Source organism: Streptomyces sp. NPDC002888, from assembly GCF_042888465.1.
GTDB lineage: Bacteria > Actinomycetota > Actinomycetes > Streptomycetales > Streptomycetaceae > Streptomyces.
The window spans coordinates 123,627-139,160 of sequence record NZ_JBIAPU010000010.1; the positions used below are offsets into that span (position 1 = coordinate 123,627).

11 protein-coding genes are annotated in these 15,534 nt (G+C 71.0%); 4 read left to right on the plus strand and 7 right to left on the minus strand.

From position 1 onward, the window contains the following. Nucleotides 1–111: 111 nt before the first annotated feature. Nucleotides 112–2,220: an N-6 DNA methylase gene (locus ACFYWX_RS18285; RefSeq protein ID WP_389425052.1), complete on the minus strand. Its 2,109-nt coding sequence runs from the start codon at nucleotides 2,218–2,220 to the stop codon at nucleotides 112–114. Between the two features lie 192 nt (nucleotides 2,221–2,412). Here ACFYWX_RS18285 and ACFYWX_RS18290 point away from each other — a divergent pair, with 192 nt between their 5' ends. Both ACFYWX_RS18290 and ACFYWX_RS18295 read left to right on the plus strand, forming a co-directional pair. Further along, on the plus strand, nucleotides 2,413–3,102 hold the full coding sequence (locus ACFYWX_RS18290; protein ID WP_389425053.1) for a hypothetical protein: 690 nt from the start codon (nucleotides 2,413–2,415) through the stop codon (nucleotides 3,100–3,102). A gap of 137 nt (nucleotides 3,103–3,239) precedes the next feature. After that, nucleotides 3,240–4,097, plus strand: a complete 858-nt coding sequence (locus ACFYWX_RS18295; RefSeq protein WP_389425054.1) for a hypothetical protein — start codon at nucleotides 3,240–3,242, stop codon at nucleotides 4,095–4,097. Nucleotides 4,098–4,139: 42 nt separating this feature from the next. Here ACFYWX_RS18295 and ACFYWX_RS18300 read toward each other — a convergent pair whose 3' ends face one another. Together ACFYWX_RS18300 and ACFYWX_RS18305 are read right to left on the minus strand one after the other, a co-directional pair. After that, a complete protein-coding gene (locus ACFYWX_RS18300) occupies nucleotides 4,140–4,883 on the minus strand; it encodes an N-acetyltransferase (protein ID WP_389425055.1) in 744 nt (247 codons plus the stop codon). 57 nt (nucleotides 4,884–4,940) lie between these two features. Then, nucleotides 4,941–5,678 (minus strand): HNH endonuclease family protein, encoded by a 738-nt coding sequence (locus ACFYWX_RS18305; protein ID WP_389425199.1) that lies wholly within the window; start codon nucleotides 5,676–5,678, stop codon nucleotides 4,941–4,943. 213 nt (nucleotides 5,679–5,891) lie between these two features. Between ACFYWX_RS18305 and ACFYWX_RS18310 the strand changes: the two genes are divergently transcribed. Then, nucleotides 5,892–6,083: an Rv0909 family putative TA system antitoxin gene (locus tag ACFYWX_RS18310; protein ID WP_389425056.1), complete on the plus strand. Its 192-nt coding sequence runs from the start codon at nucleotides 5,892–5,894 to the stop codon at nucleotides 6,081–6,083. Between the two features lie 149 nt (nucleotides 6,084–6,232). Here the strand turns inward: ACFYWX_RS18310 and ACFYWX_RS18315 are convergent, their stop codons facing one another. After that, nucleotides 6,233–7,132, minus strand: coding sequence for a hypothetical protein (locus ACFYWX_RS18315; RefSeq protein WP_389425057.1), 900 nt, complete (start codon nucleotides 7,130–7,132; stop codon nucleotides 6,233–6,235). Between the two features lie 137 nt (nucleotides 7,133–7,269). Between ACFYWX_RS18315 and ACFYWX_RS18320 the strand changes: the two genes are divergently transcribed. Beyond that, on the plus strand, nucleotides 7,270–7,869 hold the full coding sequence (locus tag ACFYWX_RS18320; protein ID WP_389425058.1) for a TetR/AcrR family transcriptional regulator: 600 nt from the start codon (nucleotides 7,270–7,272) through the stop codon (nucleotides 7,867–7,869). Nucleotides 7,870–7,885: 16 nt separating this feature from the next. Here the strand turns inward: ACFYWX_RS18320 and mfd are convergent, their stop codons facing one another. The 3 genes from mfd to ACFYWX_RS18335 form a co-directional block, all read right to left on the minus strand. Then, nucleotides 7,886–11,458 carry a transcription-repair coupling factor gene (mfd, locus tag ACFYWX_RS18325; RefSeq protein ID WP_389425059.1) on the minus strand — a complete coding sequence of 1,191 codons (3,573 nt, stop codon included), beginning with the start codon at nucleotides 11,456–11,458 and terminating at the stop codon, nucleotides 7,886–7,888. Nucleotides 11,459–11,815: 357 nt separating this feature from the next. Beyond that, entirely contained in the window at nucleotides 11,816–14,395 is a 2,580-nt protein-coding gene (locus tag ACFYWX_RS18330; RefSeq protein ID WP_389425060.1) for an ABC transporter permease, read from the minus strand. Then, on the minus strand, nucleotides 14,392–15,180 hold the full coding sequence (locus ACFYWX_RS18335; protein WP_389425061.1) for an ABC transporter ATP-binding protein: 789 nt from the start codon (nucleotides 15,178–15,180) through the stop codon (nucleotides 14,392–14,394). Before ACFYWX_RS18335 ends, ACFYWX_RS18330 begins: the two co-directional genes overlap by 4 nt. Nucleotides 15,181–15,534: the final 354 nt, after the last annotated feature.

Here is a 15,534-nt window from a genome sequence, read left to right on the forward strand (position 1 = left end):
AACGCCGGTCCCGAGGTTGTCGCTTCGAGCGTATAGGCCGACACGGACAAGCGGTCCCGGGTTGTACCGAACCGTTGTCGTGCTGATCACTTCGCTCGACACGGACGCGCCTCAGCCAGGGGCGACCGTCCCGTCCGTCAAGCCGTCGTACATCCCGCGTACGAGCTGCTCGCCGAGGCGGCCCGCGTGGCGCAGCGCCCGCTCGAACTCGTCGAGGGCGCGGAAGCGGGCGCCGTAGCGGCGCTGTTCGTCCAGCGGGAGCCGGGGCAGTTGGAGGCGCCGCACGTCGAGGCGGGTGGCGGTGGACGCGTAGCTGCTGGCCTGACGGTTGTTGGCGGTGCCGCGCAGGAACCCGGCGAGGAACCACGGGTCGAGCGCCGCCGGATCGGGCCGCAGGAGCACGAGGTTGCGCCCCAGCGCGGCGCCCCCGGTCGCGTCGTCGATCACGCGCGCCACCGCGCCCCCGCCGAGCACCGGCAGGACGACGTCACCCGGCTCGGTGAGCACGGCCTCCTCGTCGCTCTCGGGCAGCGTCCCCGAGGGGGCCGTCCCGGCCAGGACGTCGTGGTCGGTGAGCACGGGCACGCGCGCGTGGCCGCCGTTTCCACCGGTGCGCAGCAGCAGGGCGCCCCCGCGCGCGAGTTCGCCGACGGTGGTGAGCGGCCAGCGCGCGGCCTGGGCGGCCTCGGCGGGCGGCGGGGTGAGGTCGGCGGTCAGGCGCAGCGTCTCGCCGAGGCGCTCGCGCACCGCCGTGAGCGCCTCCGCGCCGTCGGCCGCCGCGGGGGGCGGCAGATGACGGGCCGGGGCGAGGTCCACGTCGTCGTCGAGGAGTTCGATGACGGGCACGGAACGGGCCAGCCCCGGCCGCTCGTCGAGCGTCCCGGACCGGTCGAAGGCGCCCCAGGCCTCCAGTACGGCGTCCCGCACGGCCCGCCAGTCCGGTCCGCCGCGCCCCTCCGTGGCGAACTGCCCCACGTCCGCGAGCAGCACCTCCGGCTGCGCGGGCGCCTTGCCGGGCCTGCGCAGCACCCATAGGTGCAGCGGGATGTTGTACGGCGGTGCCGCCCCGACCGGCAGCGCGACGACGGCGCGCAGCGCGCCGCGGCGCAGCAGGTCGGCGCGGATGCGGCGGCCCGAGCGGCGGGAGGCGGAGGCGGGCGGCATGAGCAGGACGGCGGTGCCGCCGTCCCTCAGCCGGGCGAGCGCGTGCTGCACCCAGGCCAGTTCGGACTCGTTGCGCGCCGGGAAGCCGTACTCCCAGCGGGGGTCGTAGGCGAGTTCGTCATGGCCCCAGTTGCGCTCGTTGAACGGCGGGTGGCACAGGACGGCCTCGGCGCGCAACTCCGGGTAGGCGTCGGCGCGCAGCGTGTCGCTCGCGGCCCCGCGCACGGTCGCCCGGGTGTGCAGGGCGAGCCGGAGCACGGTGAGCGCGGCGAGGTCGGGTGCGCTGTCCTGCGCGTACAGCTCCTGGTCGGGACGGGCGGTGACCGCGCGCAGCAGGGCGCCGGTGCCGCAGGCCGGGTCGAGGACGCTGTCGGCCGGTCCGGCCAGGTCGGCCATGAGACGGGCCAGTTCGGTGGGCGTGAGCGTGTACTGGCGCGGGTTGGCGTCGAGGTGCCGGCCGATGAGGAACTCGAAGGTCTGCCGAGCGCCCATCCCGGCGGCCAGCTCCGCGACACCGCGCAGGAGTGGGGCGGAGGGGAGGAGTTCGGGTCCGGAGGGGGTGTGAACCGCTGGCTTGGTGTTCACAGAAGGCGCGGAGTTCACGGGGTTGTTCACGGGGTTGTTCACCGGGCTGTTCACGTGGCTGTTCACCGGGTTCACAGCGCCTAGGCGTGGCGCGATCACCTGCTCCAGTGCGCCCGAGAGCATCGCGGAGAGGCGCTCGTCGGAGCCGGCGCTCACCTCCAGCCAGACCGTGGGGCGGTCGTGGATGAGCAGCAGGACGCAGCCGGCGTGCGTCAGGGCGGTGACGGGGCCCTCGGGGTGTCCGGCGAGTTGCTGCCACACGCGTTCGCGCAGCGGGACCTCGGCGAGTTTGCCCTGGTGGCGCAGCCAGGCCTCGACCTCGGCAAGGGCGAAGGAGGGGCTGGTCTCAGTGCCGCCGACCGGTTTCGGGAAGTCGGCGTGACGACGGCGCCAGTTGCTGACGGCGGCGCGGCCGACGCCGGCGAGCCGTGCGATCCCGGCGGCGGTCACCTCTGTCGCGTTGTCTTGCACCCGCCCCGCTCCCCTCGTCCGGTGTGTGGCGTTCGAGCATACCGGTGAACGTGAGATCCACCGGTTCACGCCGTGTACTCGCCTTAACTTGTGAATCGTGTTGACTCGGTTCACAGCACATGTTCTCATTGACCCAGCGAACGAGCGACTGCCGGACGGAGGCAGTTGCCACGCCTCGGGGAGGGAACAGCCATGGGCATGAAGGGCAAGGTCGCGCTGGGCGCCGTCGTGGGGATCGTCGTGATCGGTGCCGTGTCGGCGAACGCCGGCGGCGGTGACGGCGGCAAGAAGACCGACGCCACCGACAAGGGCTCTTCGGTCTCCGCGCAGAAGACGCCCGGCACCAAGAAGGACTCGGGCAAGGCGGAGGCGGCCGAGAAGAAGGCCGCGTTCGAGGGGGACGGCGACTTCCAGGTCGGTACGGACATCAAGCCCGGCACCTACCGCACCACCGGCAACACCGACGACTTGTGCTACTGGGAGCGCGCCAAGGACGCCTCGGGCGAACTGGACGCGCTGCTGGCCAACGACAACGTCAGCGGCACCAGCTACGTCACCGTCCAGGCCTCCGACAAGCTCTTCAAGTCGAGCGGCTGCAACGACTGGGAGGCCGTCGGCACCAAGGCGAAGGGCTCCCCCGCCACCAAGATGGCCGGCAACGGCGGCATGTTCAGAGTCGGCGCCGACATCGCGCCCGGCACCTACAAGTCCACCGGCAACACGGACGACTCCTGCTACTGGGAGCGTGCCAAGAACGCCGAGCACGGCCTGGAGTCGATCATCGCGAACAACAACGTGACCGGCACGGCCGTCGTCACGATCAACGCCTCCGACGGCTACTTCAAGACGACCGGCTGCAAGGACTGGCAGAAGACCGCCTGACCCTCCGGCACCCGGCGGTCACCCTGGCGCCCCGCGCCCCGCGCCCCGCGCCCGACGGCACGCCACCGCATCACACGTCACCGCACCACCCCTCACTTCATCTCACCCAGTTTCACGAGTCTCACCAAGGAACTCCCATGCGTCGCACCGCACTCGCCGCCCTCTGCCTGACCGCCGTCGCCACCACGGGACTCACCGGCTGCCTGTCGGGTCAGGACAAGGCGGACGACAAGCCGAGCAACTCCAGCAACTCCAGCAAGTCCGGCCAGTCCGGCCAGTCCGGCCAGTCCGGGCGGAGCAGCCAGGCGAGCAAGCAGAAGGACCCGTTCGCCGGGCTGAGCGCCGACGAGATCGCCGAGCGGGCCATGAACGCCACCACCGGCGCCTCGTCACTGCGCTTCAAGGGCGACGTCCCCGACGACGAGACCAAGGGCACGATCCAGATCGACCTGGCCCTGAACAAGAAGGGTGAGTGCGTCGGCGCGATGAGCATGAACGGCCAGGGCAAGGCCGACCTGCTCAAGTCCGGCGACACCCTCTACATGAAGTACGACGAGGCGTTCCTGCGCGCCCAGAGCGAGGGCGAGTCCAAGTCGGACACCGACGCGGTCGTGGCCATGCTCGCCGACAAGTGGACCAAGATGTCCGCGACGGGCCAGGACGCCAAGGACATCGCGGGCTTCTGCGACCTGGACACGGTGCTGGAGGGCCCCGTGGGCGTGGACTCCGACGCCGACGACAGCAACTCCGACGCCACGGTGTCCCGGGGCAGGTCGACCACGATCGACGGCACACCCGCGGTCGTCCTGAACGCCCAGGAGGGCAAGGACCGTTACACGCTGTACGTCGCCAGCCAGGGCGAGCCGTACCTGCTGCGGATGGACAGCACCTCCGCCGACGACCCGGGCACCATCACCTTCAGCGACTACGAGGAGCCGGTCCCGGCGCAGAAGCCCACGGGCGAGATCGTGGACCTGGACGCCCTCGCAGGCTGAGCGGGCTGAACCGGCCAAGCGGACGCGCAGCGCCCCACCCGCTCAGAGCGGGTGTCGCATCCACACGTTCGGCTCGACGTACACGGCGTACCCGTGCTGTGGCTCGCACCGCACCGGTACCAGCGCGCCGGGAACCTCGATCTCGCCCTCGGTGTCGAAGGGCAGCCCCGTCCAGCGGCGCCATTCCTCCAGTGAGGCGGCGACCGTCATCGACGCCGGTGCCACACGCTCGATGGTCGCCCCGGCGCGCGCGTGGACGCGCAGCCACGGATCGTGCGGCAGCCCGTCCTTGCGTACCCGGTGGGCGTACTCCTCGATGGGTGTGCGGGGTTCGAGGTGCTTGGCGTTGGGGCGGACGGGGGCGACGACCTCACGGAAGCCGTGTGCCCGGGCGTTGTCGCGCATCGCGGAGAGCATCAGCCCGGACAGGCCGAGGCCCTGGGCGTGGGGGGCGACGACGATGGAGATGGCGCTGACGGTGTCGGGAGTGACCCCGCGGCGCAGGTCGGCGAAGGCCCACACGAGCACCTCGTCCCAGCCGCGGGCGGGCAGTTCTCCGCGGCCTTCGGCGGCCAGGGAGAACGGCACGCTGTAGGCGTGCGCGACGACCTCGCCCCGCTCGTCCTCGGCGAAGAGCACGTGCTCGGGGAGTTCGACCGGGATGCGACCGTAGTGGGCGTTGCCCACGAGGTCCTGGACGGTGAACTCCGGCCAGTTGTCGGCCATCCCGACGACCCGCTCAAGCGCCTCGGGCCGCTCGGCCAGGCTCGATACCTTCAACTCCATACGGCCACCGTAGGCGCGGGGTGCAACCGCGGAAAGCGGGTTTCACAGGTGCAGCGCTCAGTGGAACCGCGCCGGTGCCTTGGTCGGGTTGCCTCCGGAGGGGAGTTTCTGGTCGGGGCAGCCGGAGAGGACCTTCTCCATCGCGGCCTTCTCTGCGGCGGTGACCCACAGCCCGTACTTCTTCTTCACGGCGACCTGGGCGGCGACGTAGGTGCACCGGTAGCCCTTGTTGGGCGGGAGCCAGGTCGCGGTGTCGCCGTCACCCTTGGAGCGGTTGGTGCTCGCGTCGACGGCGAGCAGGTTGAGCGGGTCGTTGGCCAGGGCTATCCGCTTGCTGGCGTCCCAGTACTTGGCGCCCTTCTGCCAGGCGTCGGAGAGGGCGACGACATGGTCGATGTCGACCTTGCTGCGGCCGCGTCGGTACGTCACGTCCTTCCCCGAGTAGGGGTCCGACTCCAGCACCCCGTAGGAGACCTTGCAGGTGCCGCCGGTGAACTTCACCTCCTTCAGGTCCCGTTCAAGGATGTCGTCGCGGGTGTCGCAGTCGTTGGAGTCCGTGTCCGCCCAGGGGGTGCCGAACCTGTCGCGGTCGTAGCCCGTCTTGGGCGCCCGGCCCTTCACCGTCAGCGACTCGGCGGCCGCCCGGGCGGCACCCCCGTCGGCGCCCCCGGCACCGGCGCCGTCGGTCTGGTCCGCGGACCGGCCGGGGTCGGCGGATCCCGTGGTCTGTTCGGTGCAGCCGGTCATGGTGAGCACCAGCACCGCGGCGGCCGTGGCCCCGCCCCTCAGACGCATCACGGCGCGCCCCTCCCCTTGCCTGCCGGTCCGCCCCGCCTCCGCACGGGCGGGGCGGTTCCTTCCCTGCTGCCCTGGTACGGCTTCCCGCACACCGTAGCGGCCGGGCGCACGGGGGCGTTGGGGCGGTCCGGGCCACGCCGGACTCCGGTGCGCATTCTTCGTATCTCGGGCGTATCGTCGGGTGTGAGTCACCTCCGGAAGGAGCTCTGCATGGGCATCTTCGACAGGTTCAAGCACCAGGCGCGGGACAAGGCGAAGGCCAAGGACATGTCCGACGCCACGGAACGACGGATCAACGAGAAGACGGGCGGGAAGTACGAGGACCAGGTCGACGCTGCGCAGCAGAGAGCTGAGGGCACGCTCGGCATGGACCGCGACCGCGACCGGCCCGACCAGCAGTAGGCCTGAGAGCCTGCCCAGCCGTCCGCGGAGACTCGGCTCCCGTGGGCGGCTTTTTCTGTGGCAGGCTGCGCGCGCCTGCCCGGCACCGTCGGCCGGGTCCGCCCGCACCACACTGTTCACGCCACGCCACGCCACTCACACCACGCCAATCACACCTTTCCGATCCCCAGCGTCGATTCCGAAGGCAGCAGGCCGGAGCCGAGCACCGTGACCCAGTAGTCGCCGAGCAGTTCGTTGAGGCGGTCCAGGGCTTTCGGATCGAGGGACTGCCAGGGGCGGGCGGCCAGTTGGTCGGTGTCCTGTTCGACGCGGAGGCGCAGCTCGCGGCCCGTCTGCGTGGCCGTACCGTCCTGGTGGACCAGGCCCCGGGAGGCGAGGCGGTCCCGTCCGGCTGCCCATTCCTGCGCGCTCCAGCCGCGGCTGTCGAAGCGCTCGACGGAGGCGGCGCCTATCGCGGCGAAGGAGACGAGCGACTCGACCGGGTCCAGGCCGGCCACGAGGAGGGCGGCGAGGTGGCCGTCGCCTCGGTGTTCCCGCAGGATGGTCGCCGCCTGCCACAGTTGCAGGTGCGGCTCCTCGGGCCAGTCCAGCACGGCGTTGGCCGCGGCCAGCGGACGCCCGGCCGTGTCGGCCACCTCCGCCGCGCTGCGGGCGAGGGCGGCGGCCTCCGCCAGCTCGGGGCTGTCCACACGGTCGCCGAACAGCGTGCGGTACGCCCGGTCCATGCCTCGCAGCCGCGCCTCCAGCACGGCCTCGGGGCTCGCCACCGACCATGCCTGTTCCATGTGCGCGGCGACCATGGCGGGCGAGAAGCTGTAGAAGGCGGAGGTCACGACCTTGCCGTCCACAGGGCCCAACGGCGCGGCACGGAACGGGAAGTAGCTCGACCAGCGGTCCCGCGTGCCGTACCCGAGTGCCACCGCTTCCTCGAGAACTTCCGGCGCGAAGTACAGCACCGCGTGCAGGGGCTCCAGCAGATGCCAGAGCTGACGCACCCGACCGAGCTCCAGCGCGCCCGCCCTGCCCGTCTCATCCAGGATGTCCGACATGACGTTCCCCCTCGTCGTCCGACCGTCCGGCGCGGTACAGCGCGATCCCGCGCCGCCCAGCGCCACAACTTGACACTGACAAGATTGCCCGCGCCGCCCGAACTTGTCAATGCCTAGATCGTGCGTACGCTGATGCCATGAGTCGCGCGCAGCCACAGCCCGAAACCACCCGGAGCCCCGGGCGCCCGTACCACCACGGCGACCTGCGCCGCGCCATCCTGGCCGCCGCGCTCGACGTCATCGCCGCCGACGGACCGTCCGCTCTGAGCCTGCGTGACCTCGCCCGCCGCGCCGGTGTCTCGCATGCCGCGCCCGCGCACCACTTCAAGGACCGCACGGGGCTGCTGACGGCGATCGCGGCGGAGGGGTTCGGGCTGCTCGCGGCCACGATCGGCGGGGCGACGGAGCTGAAGGACGCCGGTGTGCGCTACGTCCGCTTCGCACGCGAGCACCCCGCGCACTTCCAGGTGATGTTCGCGCCGGAGCTGCTGCGCGCCGACGACCTGGAGCTGACCACCGCCCGCGCCCTCGCCACCGAAGCCCTGCGCGGGGCCGTCTCCGCCGTTCCCCCCGAGCGCCGCGGCGACGACGCGCGCCTCGCCGGCATCGCCGCCTGGTCCCTCGCCCACGGCTTCGCCACGCTGCTGCTCAGCCACAACCTCGACGACCCGGTGGGCGACCAGGACCCCGAGGAGGTCTTCCGGCACCTGGCGAGCATGCTGTTCCGCTCGCCATGACGGCCCCGACCGATCCCTACGACCCCAGCACCGACGCCAGGAACTCCCCCACCCAGCCCAGCAACTCCCGCCCGACCAGCGGCTTGCCGCCCACCTTCGCGGTCTTGGGGCGCGGTACCAGCACCTGGTGCGCGGCCGGTTTGATGACGGTGCCCGGATACAGCCGCTTGAGGCGCAGTTCCTGGGACTCGCGCAACTCCACCGGCGCGAAGCGGATGTTGTTGCCCTGGAGCACGATCTCGCCGACGCCGCAGGCGCGCGCGAGCATCCGCAGGCCGGCCACCAGCAGCAGGTTCTCCACCGGTTCGGGCAGCTTGCCGTAGCGGTCGACGAGTTCCTCGCGGACGGCCTTGATGTCCTCCTCCGAGTTGGCGGAGGCGATGGCGCGGTAGGCCTGCAGGCGCAGCCGCTCGCCGGGCGCGTAGTCGTGGGGGACGTGCGCGTCGACGGGCAGTTCGATCTTGACCTCGAGCGGCTGCTCCTCCTCGATCTCGCCGGTCTCCAGCTGGCGCCGGTAGTCCGCGACGGCCTCGCCCACCATCCGCACGTACAGGTCGAAGCCGACGCCCGCGATGTGGCCGGACTGCTCGCCGCCGAGCAGGTTGCCCGCGCCGCGGATCTCGAGGTCCTTCATCGCCACGTACATGCCCGCGCCCATCTCCGTGTGCTGGGCGATGGTCGCGAGCCGCTCGTGGGCGGTCTCCGTCAGGGGCTTCTCCGGCGGGTACAGGAAGTAGGAGTAGCCGCGCTCGCGGCCACGGCCGACGCGGCCGCGCAGCTGGTGCAGCTGGGAGAGGCCGAAGGTGTCGCCGCGTTCCACGATCAGGGTGTTGGCGTTGGAGATGTCGATGCCGGACTCGACGATCGTCGTCGACACCAGCACGTCGAACTTCTTCTCCCAGAAGTCGACGACGACCTGCTCCAGCGCCGACTCCGACATCTGCCCGTGGGCCGTCGCGATCCGCGCCTCGGGGACGATCTCCCGCAGTCGGGCCGCCGCCCGGTCGATCGACTCCACCCGGTTGTGGATGTAGAAGACCTGGCCCTCACGCAGCAGCTCGCGCCGCAGGGCCGCGCCGATCTGCTTCTCCTCGTACGGGCCGACGAAGGTCAGCACCGGGTGCCGCTCCTCCGGCGGGGTGGTGATCGTGGACATCTCACGGATGCCGGTCACCGCCATCTCCAGCGTCCGGGGGATCGGGGTCGCGGACATCGTGAGGACGTCGACGTTCGCGCGGAGCTTCTTCAGCTGCTCCTTGTGTTCGACGCCGAAGCGCTGCTCCTCGTCGACGATGACCAGGCCGAGGTCCTTGAACTTCGTCTCGGAGGAGAACAGGCGGTGCGTGCCGATGACGATGTCCACCGAGCCTTCGCGCAGCCCCTCCAGGACGGCCTTCGCCTCCGTATCGGTCTGGAAGCGGGACAGCGCCCGCACCTTGACCGGGAACTGCGAGTAGCGCTCGGAGAAGGTGCCGAAGTGCTGCTGCACGAGCAGCGTCGTGGGCACGAGGACGGCGACCTGCTTGCCGTCCTGGACGGCCTTGAAGGCGGCCCGCACCGCGATCTCGGTCTTGCCGTAGCCGACGTCTCCGCAGATCAGGCGGTCCATGGGGACCGACTTCTCCATGTCCTCCTTGACCTCGGCGATCGTGGTGAGCTGGTCGGGGGTCTCCGCGTACGGGAAGGCGTCCTCCAGCTCGCGCTGCCACGGGGTGTCCGTGCCGAAGGCGTGGCCGGGGGCCGCCATGCGCGCGCTGTACAGCTTGATGAGGTCGGCGGCGATCTCCTTGACCGCCTTCTTCGCGCGGGCCTTGGTCTTCGTCCAGTCGGCGCCGCCGAGCCGGTGCAGGGTCGGGGCCTCGCCGCCGACGTACTTGGTGATCTGCTCCAGCTGGTCGGTGGGGATGTACAGGCGGTCGCCGGGCTGGCCGCGCTTGGCGGGGGCGTACTCCACGACGAGGTACTCGCGGGTGGCGCCCTGCACGGTCCGCTGCACCATCTCGATGTAGCGGCCGACGCCGTGCTGCTCGTGGACGATGTAGTCGCCCGCCTCCAGGGAGAGCGGGTCGATGGTCTTGCGGCGACGGGCGGGCATCCGGGCGCCGTCGCGGCCGGCCGCCTTCTGGCCGGTCAGGTCGGTCTCCGTGAGCACGGCGAGCCGGAGCCCCGGGTCGACGAAGCCGTAGTCGATCGAGCCGCACGCCACGTGCACCACGGACGGGCTCAGCTGCTCCAGGTCGCCCGTCTTTGCATCAGACGCGAGGCGGGCCGCGATGCCCTCCCCGCCGAGCACCTCTACGGTTCTGGCGGCCGGGCCGTGGGCCTCGGTGACGAAGACCGCGCGCCAGCCGTCGGCGAGCCAGCCCTTGGTGTCGGCCAGTGCCTTCGCGGTGTCGCCGCGGTAGGTCTCCGGGGCGTGCATACCGAGCTTGAGCGTGTCGCCCGCCGCGTCAGCGGCAAATGTCTCCGTGAGGTCCAGGTCGGCCGCGAACGGCGACACCGACCACCACATCATCTCCAGCTCGCGCGCGCGGTCGCGGACGTCCGCGATGGACCACAGAGAGGCCGCCCCGACGTCGATCGGCGCCTCGCCGCCGCCGGCCGTGGCCGCCCAGGACGCCTGGAGGAACTCCTGGCTGGTCGCCACGAGGTCGGACGCACGCGTGCGTACCCGCTCCGGGTCGCAGACGACCGACATGGCGCCCTTCGGCAGGACGTCGATCAGCAGCTCCATGTCGTCGACCAGGACCGGCGCCAGGGACTCCATGCCCTCGACGGCGATCCCCTCGGCGAGCTTGCCGAGCAGTTCGCCCAGCTCGGGGTGCTGTTCGGCGAGGGCACGCGCGCGTGCGCGGACGTCGTCGGTGAGGAGCAGTTCGCGGCAGGGCGGGGCCCACAGGCCGTGCTCGGCGACCTCCAGGGAGCGCTGGTCGGCGACCTTGAAGTAGCGGATCTCCTCGACGTCGTCGCCCCAGAACTCGATGCGCAGGGGGTGTTCCTCGGTGGGCGGGAACACGTCGAGGATGCCGCCGCGTACGGCGAACTCGCCGCGCTTCTCGACGAGCTCCACGCGCGCGTACGCGGCGCCGGCGAGAGCCTCGACGATGGCGTTCAGGTCGGCGGTCTGGCCCGTCCTCAGGGCGACCGGCTCCAGGTCGCCGAGGCCCTTGACCTGCGGCTGGAGGACGGAGCGCACGGGGGCGACGACGACGGAGACCGGGCCGGTCTCGGGGTCGTCGGGGCGGGGGTGGGCGAGGCGGCGCAGGACGGCAAGACGACGGCCGACGGTGTCGCTGCGGGGGCTGAGGCGCTCGTGCGGGAGGGTCTCCCACGAGGGGTACTCGACGACGCCGTCCGGCGGGAGCAAGGAGCGCAGGGCGGCGGCGAGGTCCTCGGCCTCGCGGCCGGTGGCGGTCACCGCGAGGACGGGGCGGGCGGACTCGCGTGCCAGGGCGGCGATCGCGAAGGGGCGGGCCGCGGGGGGGCCGACCAGGTCGACGTGCATGCGGTTGCCGTCTGCGGCCGCCTTGATCGCTTCCGCGAGGGCGGGGTCCTTGACGACGGCGTCGAGCAGACCGTGCAGGCTCATTCGGGGGCGGCTTTCGTCCGGGGGTGGGCATCGCGGAGCGCCCGACGCGCGCTGCGGGCCGGGGGTCCATCCAGCCTACGTCGCTGACGTCGTGGCCGTCGGGGCCTGTGGACAACGCCGAGTTTCGAGGTGCGCGGCGTCGCTGTGGACGTAGCGGGGTGTTCGCCCCCTCCGCCCCTACCCGTCCCGCCCCTGGGGGCTGCCGCCCCCAGACCCCTGCTTCGGCCTGCGGCCTCGTCCTCAAACGCCGGACGGGCTGAAAAACAGACGTACCCGGCGCCGAGAACACCCCCGTGTTTCTCGGCGCCGGGCTCCCCCGTCGACCATGGCTTGTGGCGGCTGCCGCCGCTGTGGTGGCTACTCCGTCGCGATCGCGTTCAGTACGTTCATGCGGCCCGCACGGAACGCCGGGACCAGTGCGGCGAACAGGCCCACGAAGGCCGAGCCGATGAACACCCCGGTGATCGTCGGCCAGGGGATCTCGAGGACGGTCAGGCCCTGGAGGGCGAGGAGCTTCTGGGCGGTGGCGCCCCAGCCCATGCCCAGGCCGAGGCCGAGGAGGGCACCGAAGAGGGCGATGACCACGGACTCCATGCGGATCATCCGGCGCAGCTGGCGGCGGGAGAGGCCGATGGCCCGCATGAGGCCGATCTCCCGGGTCCGCTCGACGACCGACAGCGCCAGGGTGTTCACCACTCCCAGGATGGCCACGATGATCGCCAGCGCCAGCAGGCCGTAGATCATGTTCAGCAGCTGGCCGATCTGGTCCTTCAGCGCCTGCTTGTAGTCGGTCTGGTCGCGGACCTCGTACTGCGGGTAGTCGTGCAGCGCGGACTTCAGCGCCTTGTACACGGTGTCCTGCTGCCCCTCTTTCGCCGTGGCGAAGACCAGCTGGTCGAGCGGCATCTTGTCGGCCGGGACGTACTTGGCCATCGTGGCGATGGACGTGTACATCGCGCCCTGGTCGATGACGACGTCGCTGCTGGTGATCGCGCGGACCGTCAGCTTGGCGACGGAGCCGTCCTTGAAGGCCACGGAGACCTTGGAGCCGAGCTCGATCTTGTGGTCCTTGGCGAAGTCCTCGTGGACGGACATCGAGTCGGGCCGGTAGGCGTCGGCGAGTTTGCCGGCGACCACCTCGGTGCGCACGTCGGTCGCGTAGGTCGGGTCGGCTCCGGTGATCGCGGTGTCCTTGAGCGTCTTGCCGTCAGGGGTGGTGAAGTCGGCCTTGGTCCACTTGTACTCGGTGACCCGCTCCAGGCCCGGCGTCGACTTCACGGCCTTGACCGCCTGCGGGGTGACCAGCTGCCCGCCGTCGTTCTGGATGATGAAGTCGGTGCCGACGGTCTTGTCGAGCTGGTCCGTGGCCGAGGCGACCATGGAAGAGCCGACCACCGACAGGCAGGCGACCAGCGCCAGGCCGATCATCAGGGCGGCGCCCGTGGCCCCCGTACGGCGCGGATTGCGCAGCGCGTTGCGCTCGGCCATGCGGCCGACGGGACCGAACATCCGCAGCAGGACCGCGCCCAGCACCCGGACCACGCCGCCCGCGAGCAGCGGGCCGATGACCACGAAGCCGATCAGCGTCAGCACCACGCCCAGGCCCAGCCAGAGCGAGCCCTCCTTGGCCTGGTCGGCGGTGGCGGACACGTAGAGGCTGCAGCCGCCGGCGCCGGTGAGGACGGAGCCGAGCAGGGCCCGGATCCAGCCCGCCTTGGCGTCGGCCGGGGCGCCCGCGTCGCGCAGGGCGGCCATCGGGGAGACCTTGCCGGCGCGCCGGGCCGGGAGGTAGGCGGCGAGGACGGTGACGACGACGCCGAGCACCAGGCCGATCACCGGGGTCGTCCAGGCGACGGTCAGGTCGTCCGTGGACAGGTTCATGCCGGTCATGCCCATGAGCTTCATCAGCCCGACGGCGAGACCGACGCCCGCGCCGACCCCGAGCACCGAACCGACCACACCGAGCAGCAGCGCCTCGGCCAGCACGGAGCGGTTGACCTGCTTGCGGGACGAGCCGATGGCGCGCATCAGGCCGATCTCGCGGGTGCGCTGGGCGACCAGCATCGAGAAGGTGTTGATGATCAGGAAGATGCCGACGAGGAAGGCGATCCCGGCGAAGCCGAGCATCGCGTACTTCATCACGTTCAGGAACTCCCCGACGTCCTTCTGGTTGGCGTCGGCGGTCTCCTTGGCGGTCTGCACCTTGTAGGTGCCGCCGAGTTCGGCGACCACGTTCTTCTTCAGCTGTGCGTCGGTGACACCGTTCGCGGCCGTGACGTTGATGTTGGTGTAGACGCCGGTCTCGCCGACCAGCCACTGCTGGGCCGTCTTCGTGTCCAGGTAGAAGATCGCGGCACCGGGGTTGGTGACGGTGAACGTGGCGATGCCGGAGATCTTCGCGGTGTGGTTGCCGACCGCGCTGATCACGCCGAGCTCGTCACCGAGCTTCAGGTGGTGCTTGTCGGCGGTGTCCTCGTCGACCATGATCTGCTGGGAGTTCTTGGGCGCCGCGCCGGAGGTGATCTCCATGGTGCGGGCCTCGTTGCCGTTCCAGTTGCCGACGATGGTCGGCGCGCCGCTGGAGGGCGACAGGTTGTCCTTGTCGGCGTCGACGACGGTCACCGAGGTCGAGAAGACGGTGCCCTCCGCCGACTTCACTCCCCGCGCCCCCCGCACCTCGCCGAGGACGGCGGCCGACATGACCGGCGGCTTGCCGTTGTCGGAGGTGGTCTCCCCGGTGTCCGAGGCGCCCTTGGCGCTGACGGTCACGTCCGAGGAGGTGGCCGCGAAGAGCTTGTCGAACGTGGTACCCATCGTGTCGGTGAAGACCAGGGTCCCCGTGACGAAGGCCACCGACAGCAGGACGGCGACGGCGGACAGCGCCATGCGTCCCTTGTGCGCGAAGAAGTTGCGCATCGAGGTCTTCATGACGGTCATGACGTGCGCCCCCGGGCGTCGAAGTCCTTCATGCGGTCGAGGACGGCGTCCGCGGTCGGCTTGAGCATCTCGTCGACGATCCGGCCGTCGGCGAGGTACAGCACCCGGTCCGCGTACGAGGCGGCGACGGGGTCGTGCGTGACCATCACGATGGTCTGGCCGAGCTCGTCCACCGAGCGGCGCAGGAAGCCCAGGACCTCGGCGCCCGCGCGCGAGTCGAGGTTTCCGGTCGGCTCGTCACCGAAGATGATCTCGGGGCGGGCGGCCAGCGCCCGGGCCACGGCGACGCGCTGCTGCTGGCCTCCTGAGAGCTGGGTGGGACGGTGCTTGAGCCGGTCGGAGAGCCCGACGGTGTCGACGACCCGTGCCAGCCACGCCTTGTCCGGCTTCCTGCCCGCGATGTCCATGGGGAGCGTGATGTTCTCGAGCGCGTTCAGCGTCGGCAGCAGGTTGAACGCCTGGAAGATGAAGCCGATCCGGTCCCGGCGCAGCTGTGTGAGCTTCTTGTCCTTCAGGCCGGTGATCTCGGTCTCGTCGAGGTAGATCTGGCCGGAGGTGACGGTGTCGAGCCCGGCGAGGCAGTGCATCAGGGTGGACTTGCCGGACCCCGAGGGGCCCATGATCGCGGTGAACTGGCTTCGGGCGATGTCCACGTCGACATGGTCTAGGGCGACGACACGGGTCTCCCCGGACCCGTACGCCTTGACGACCTGCCGCGCCCGCGCGGCAACGGCCGTACGCCCTCCAGTGCCCCCGTGCCTGGGAATGGTCACAGCCGATGTCACGGTATGTCTCCTATGTCGGTCATCAGTTGGGTGCACCGGTCCGCAGTGCGTGTGCTCTGCTGTCGCTGCTGTCGCTGCTGTCGCTGCGGCCGTGCGCTTGCTGCTTCGGTACGCGCCTTCGGTACGTCGCTTCGGTACGTGCCTTCGGTACGTCGCTCAGTCTGTCGGTGGAAGAGGGCCGGGCGCGCTGGTGCTCGGCACCCTCTTTCCGGGGGGTTAACCCCACCCCCCGGTGGTGACGGTCGCCGCCCCCCGACGGCGTAAAGCCAGGTTAAGGAGCACCCCCGTGCCGACTCATCCTCCGGCGGTACGAACCCTCCCCGAGCCGTAGTACGGAGGTACCCCTAGGGGCAG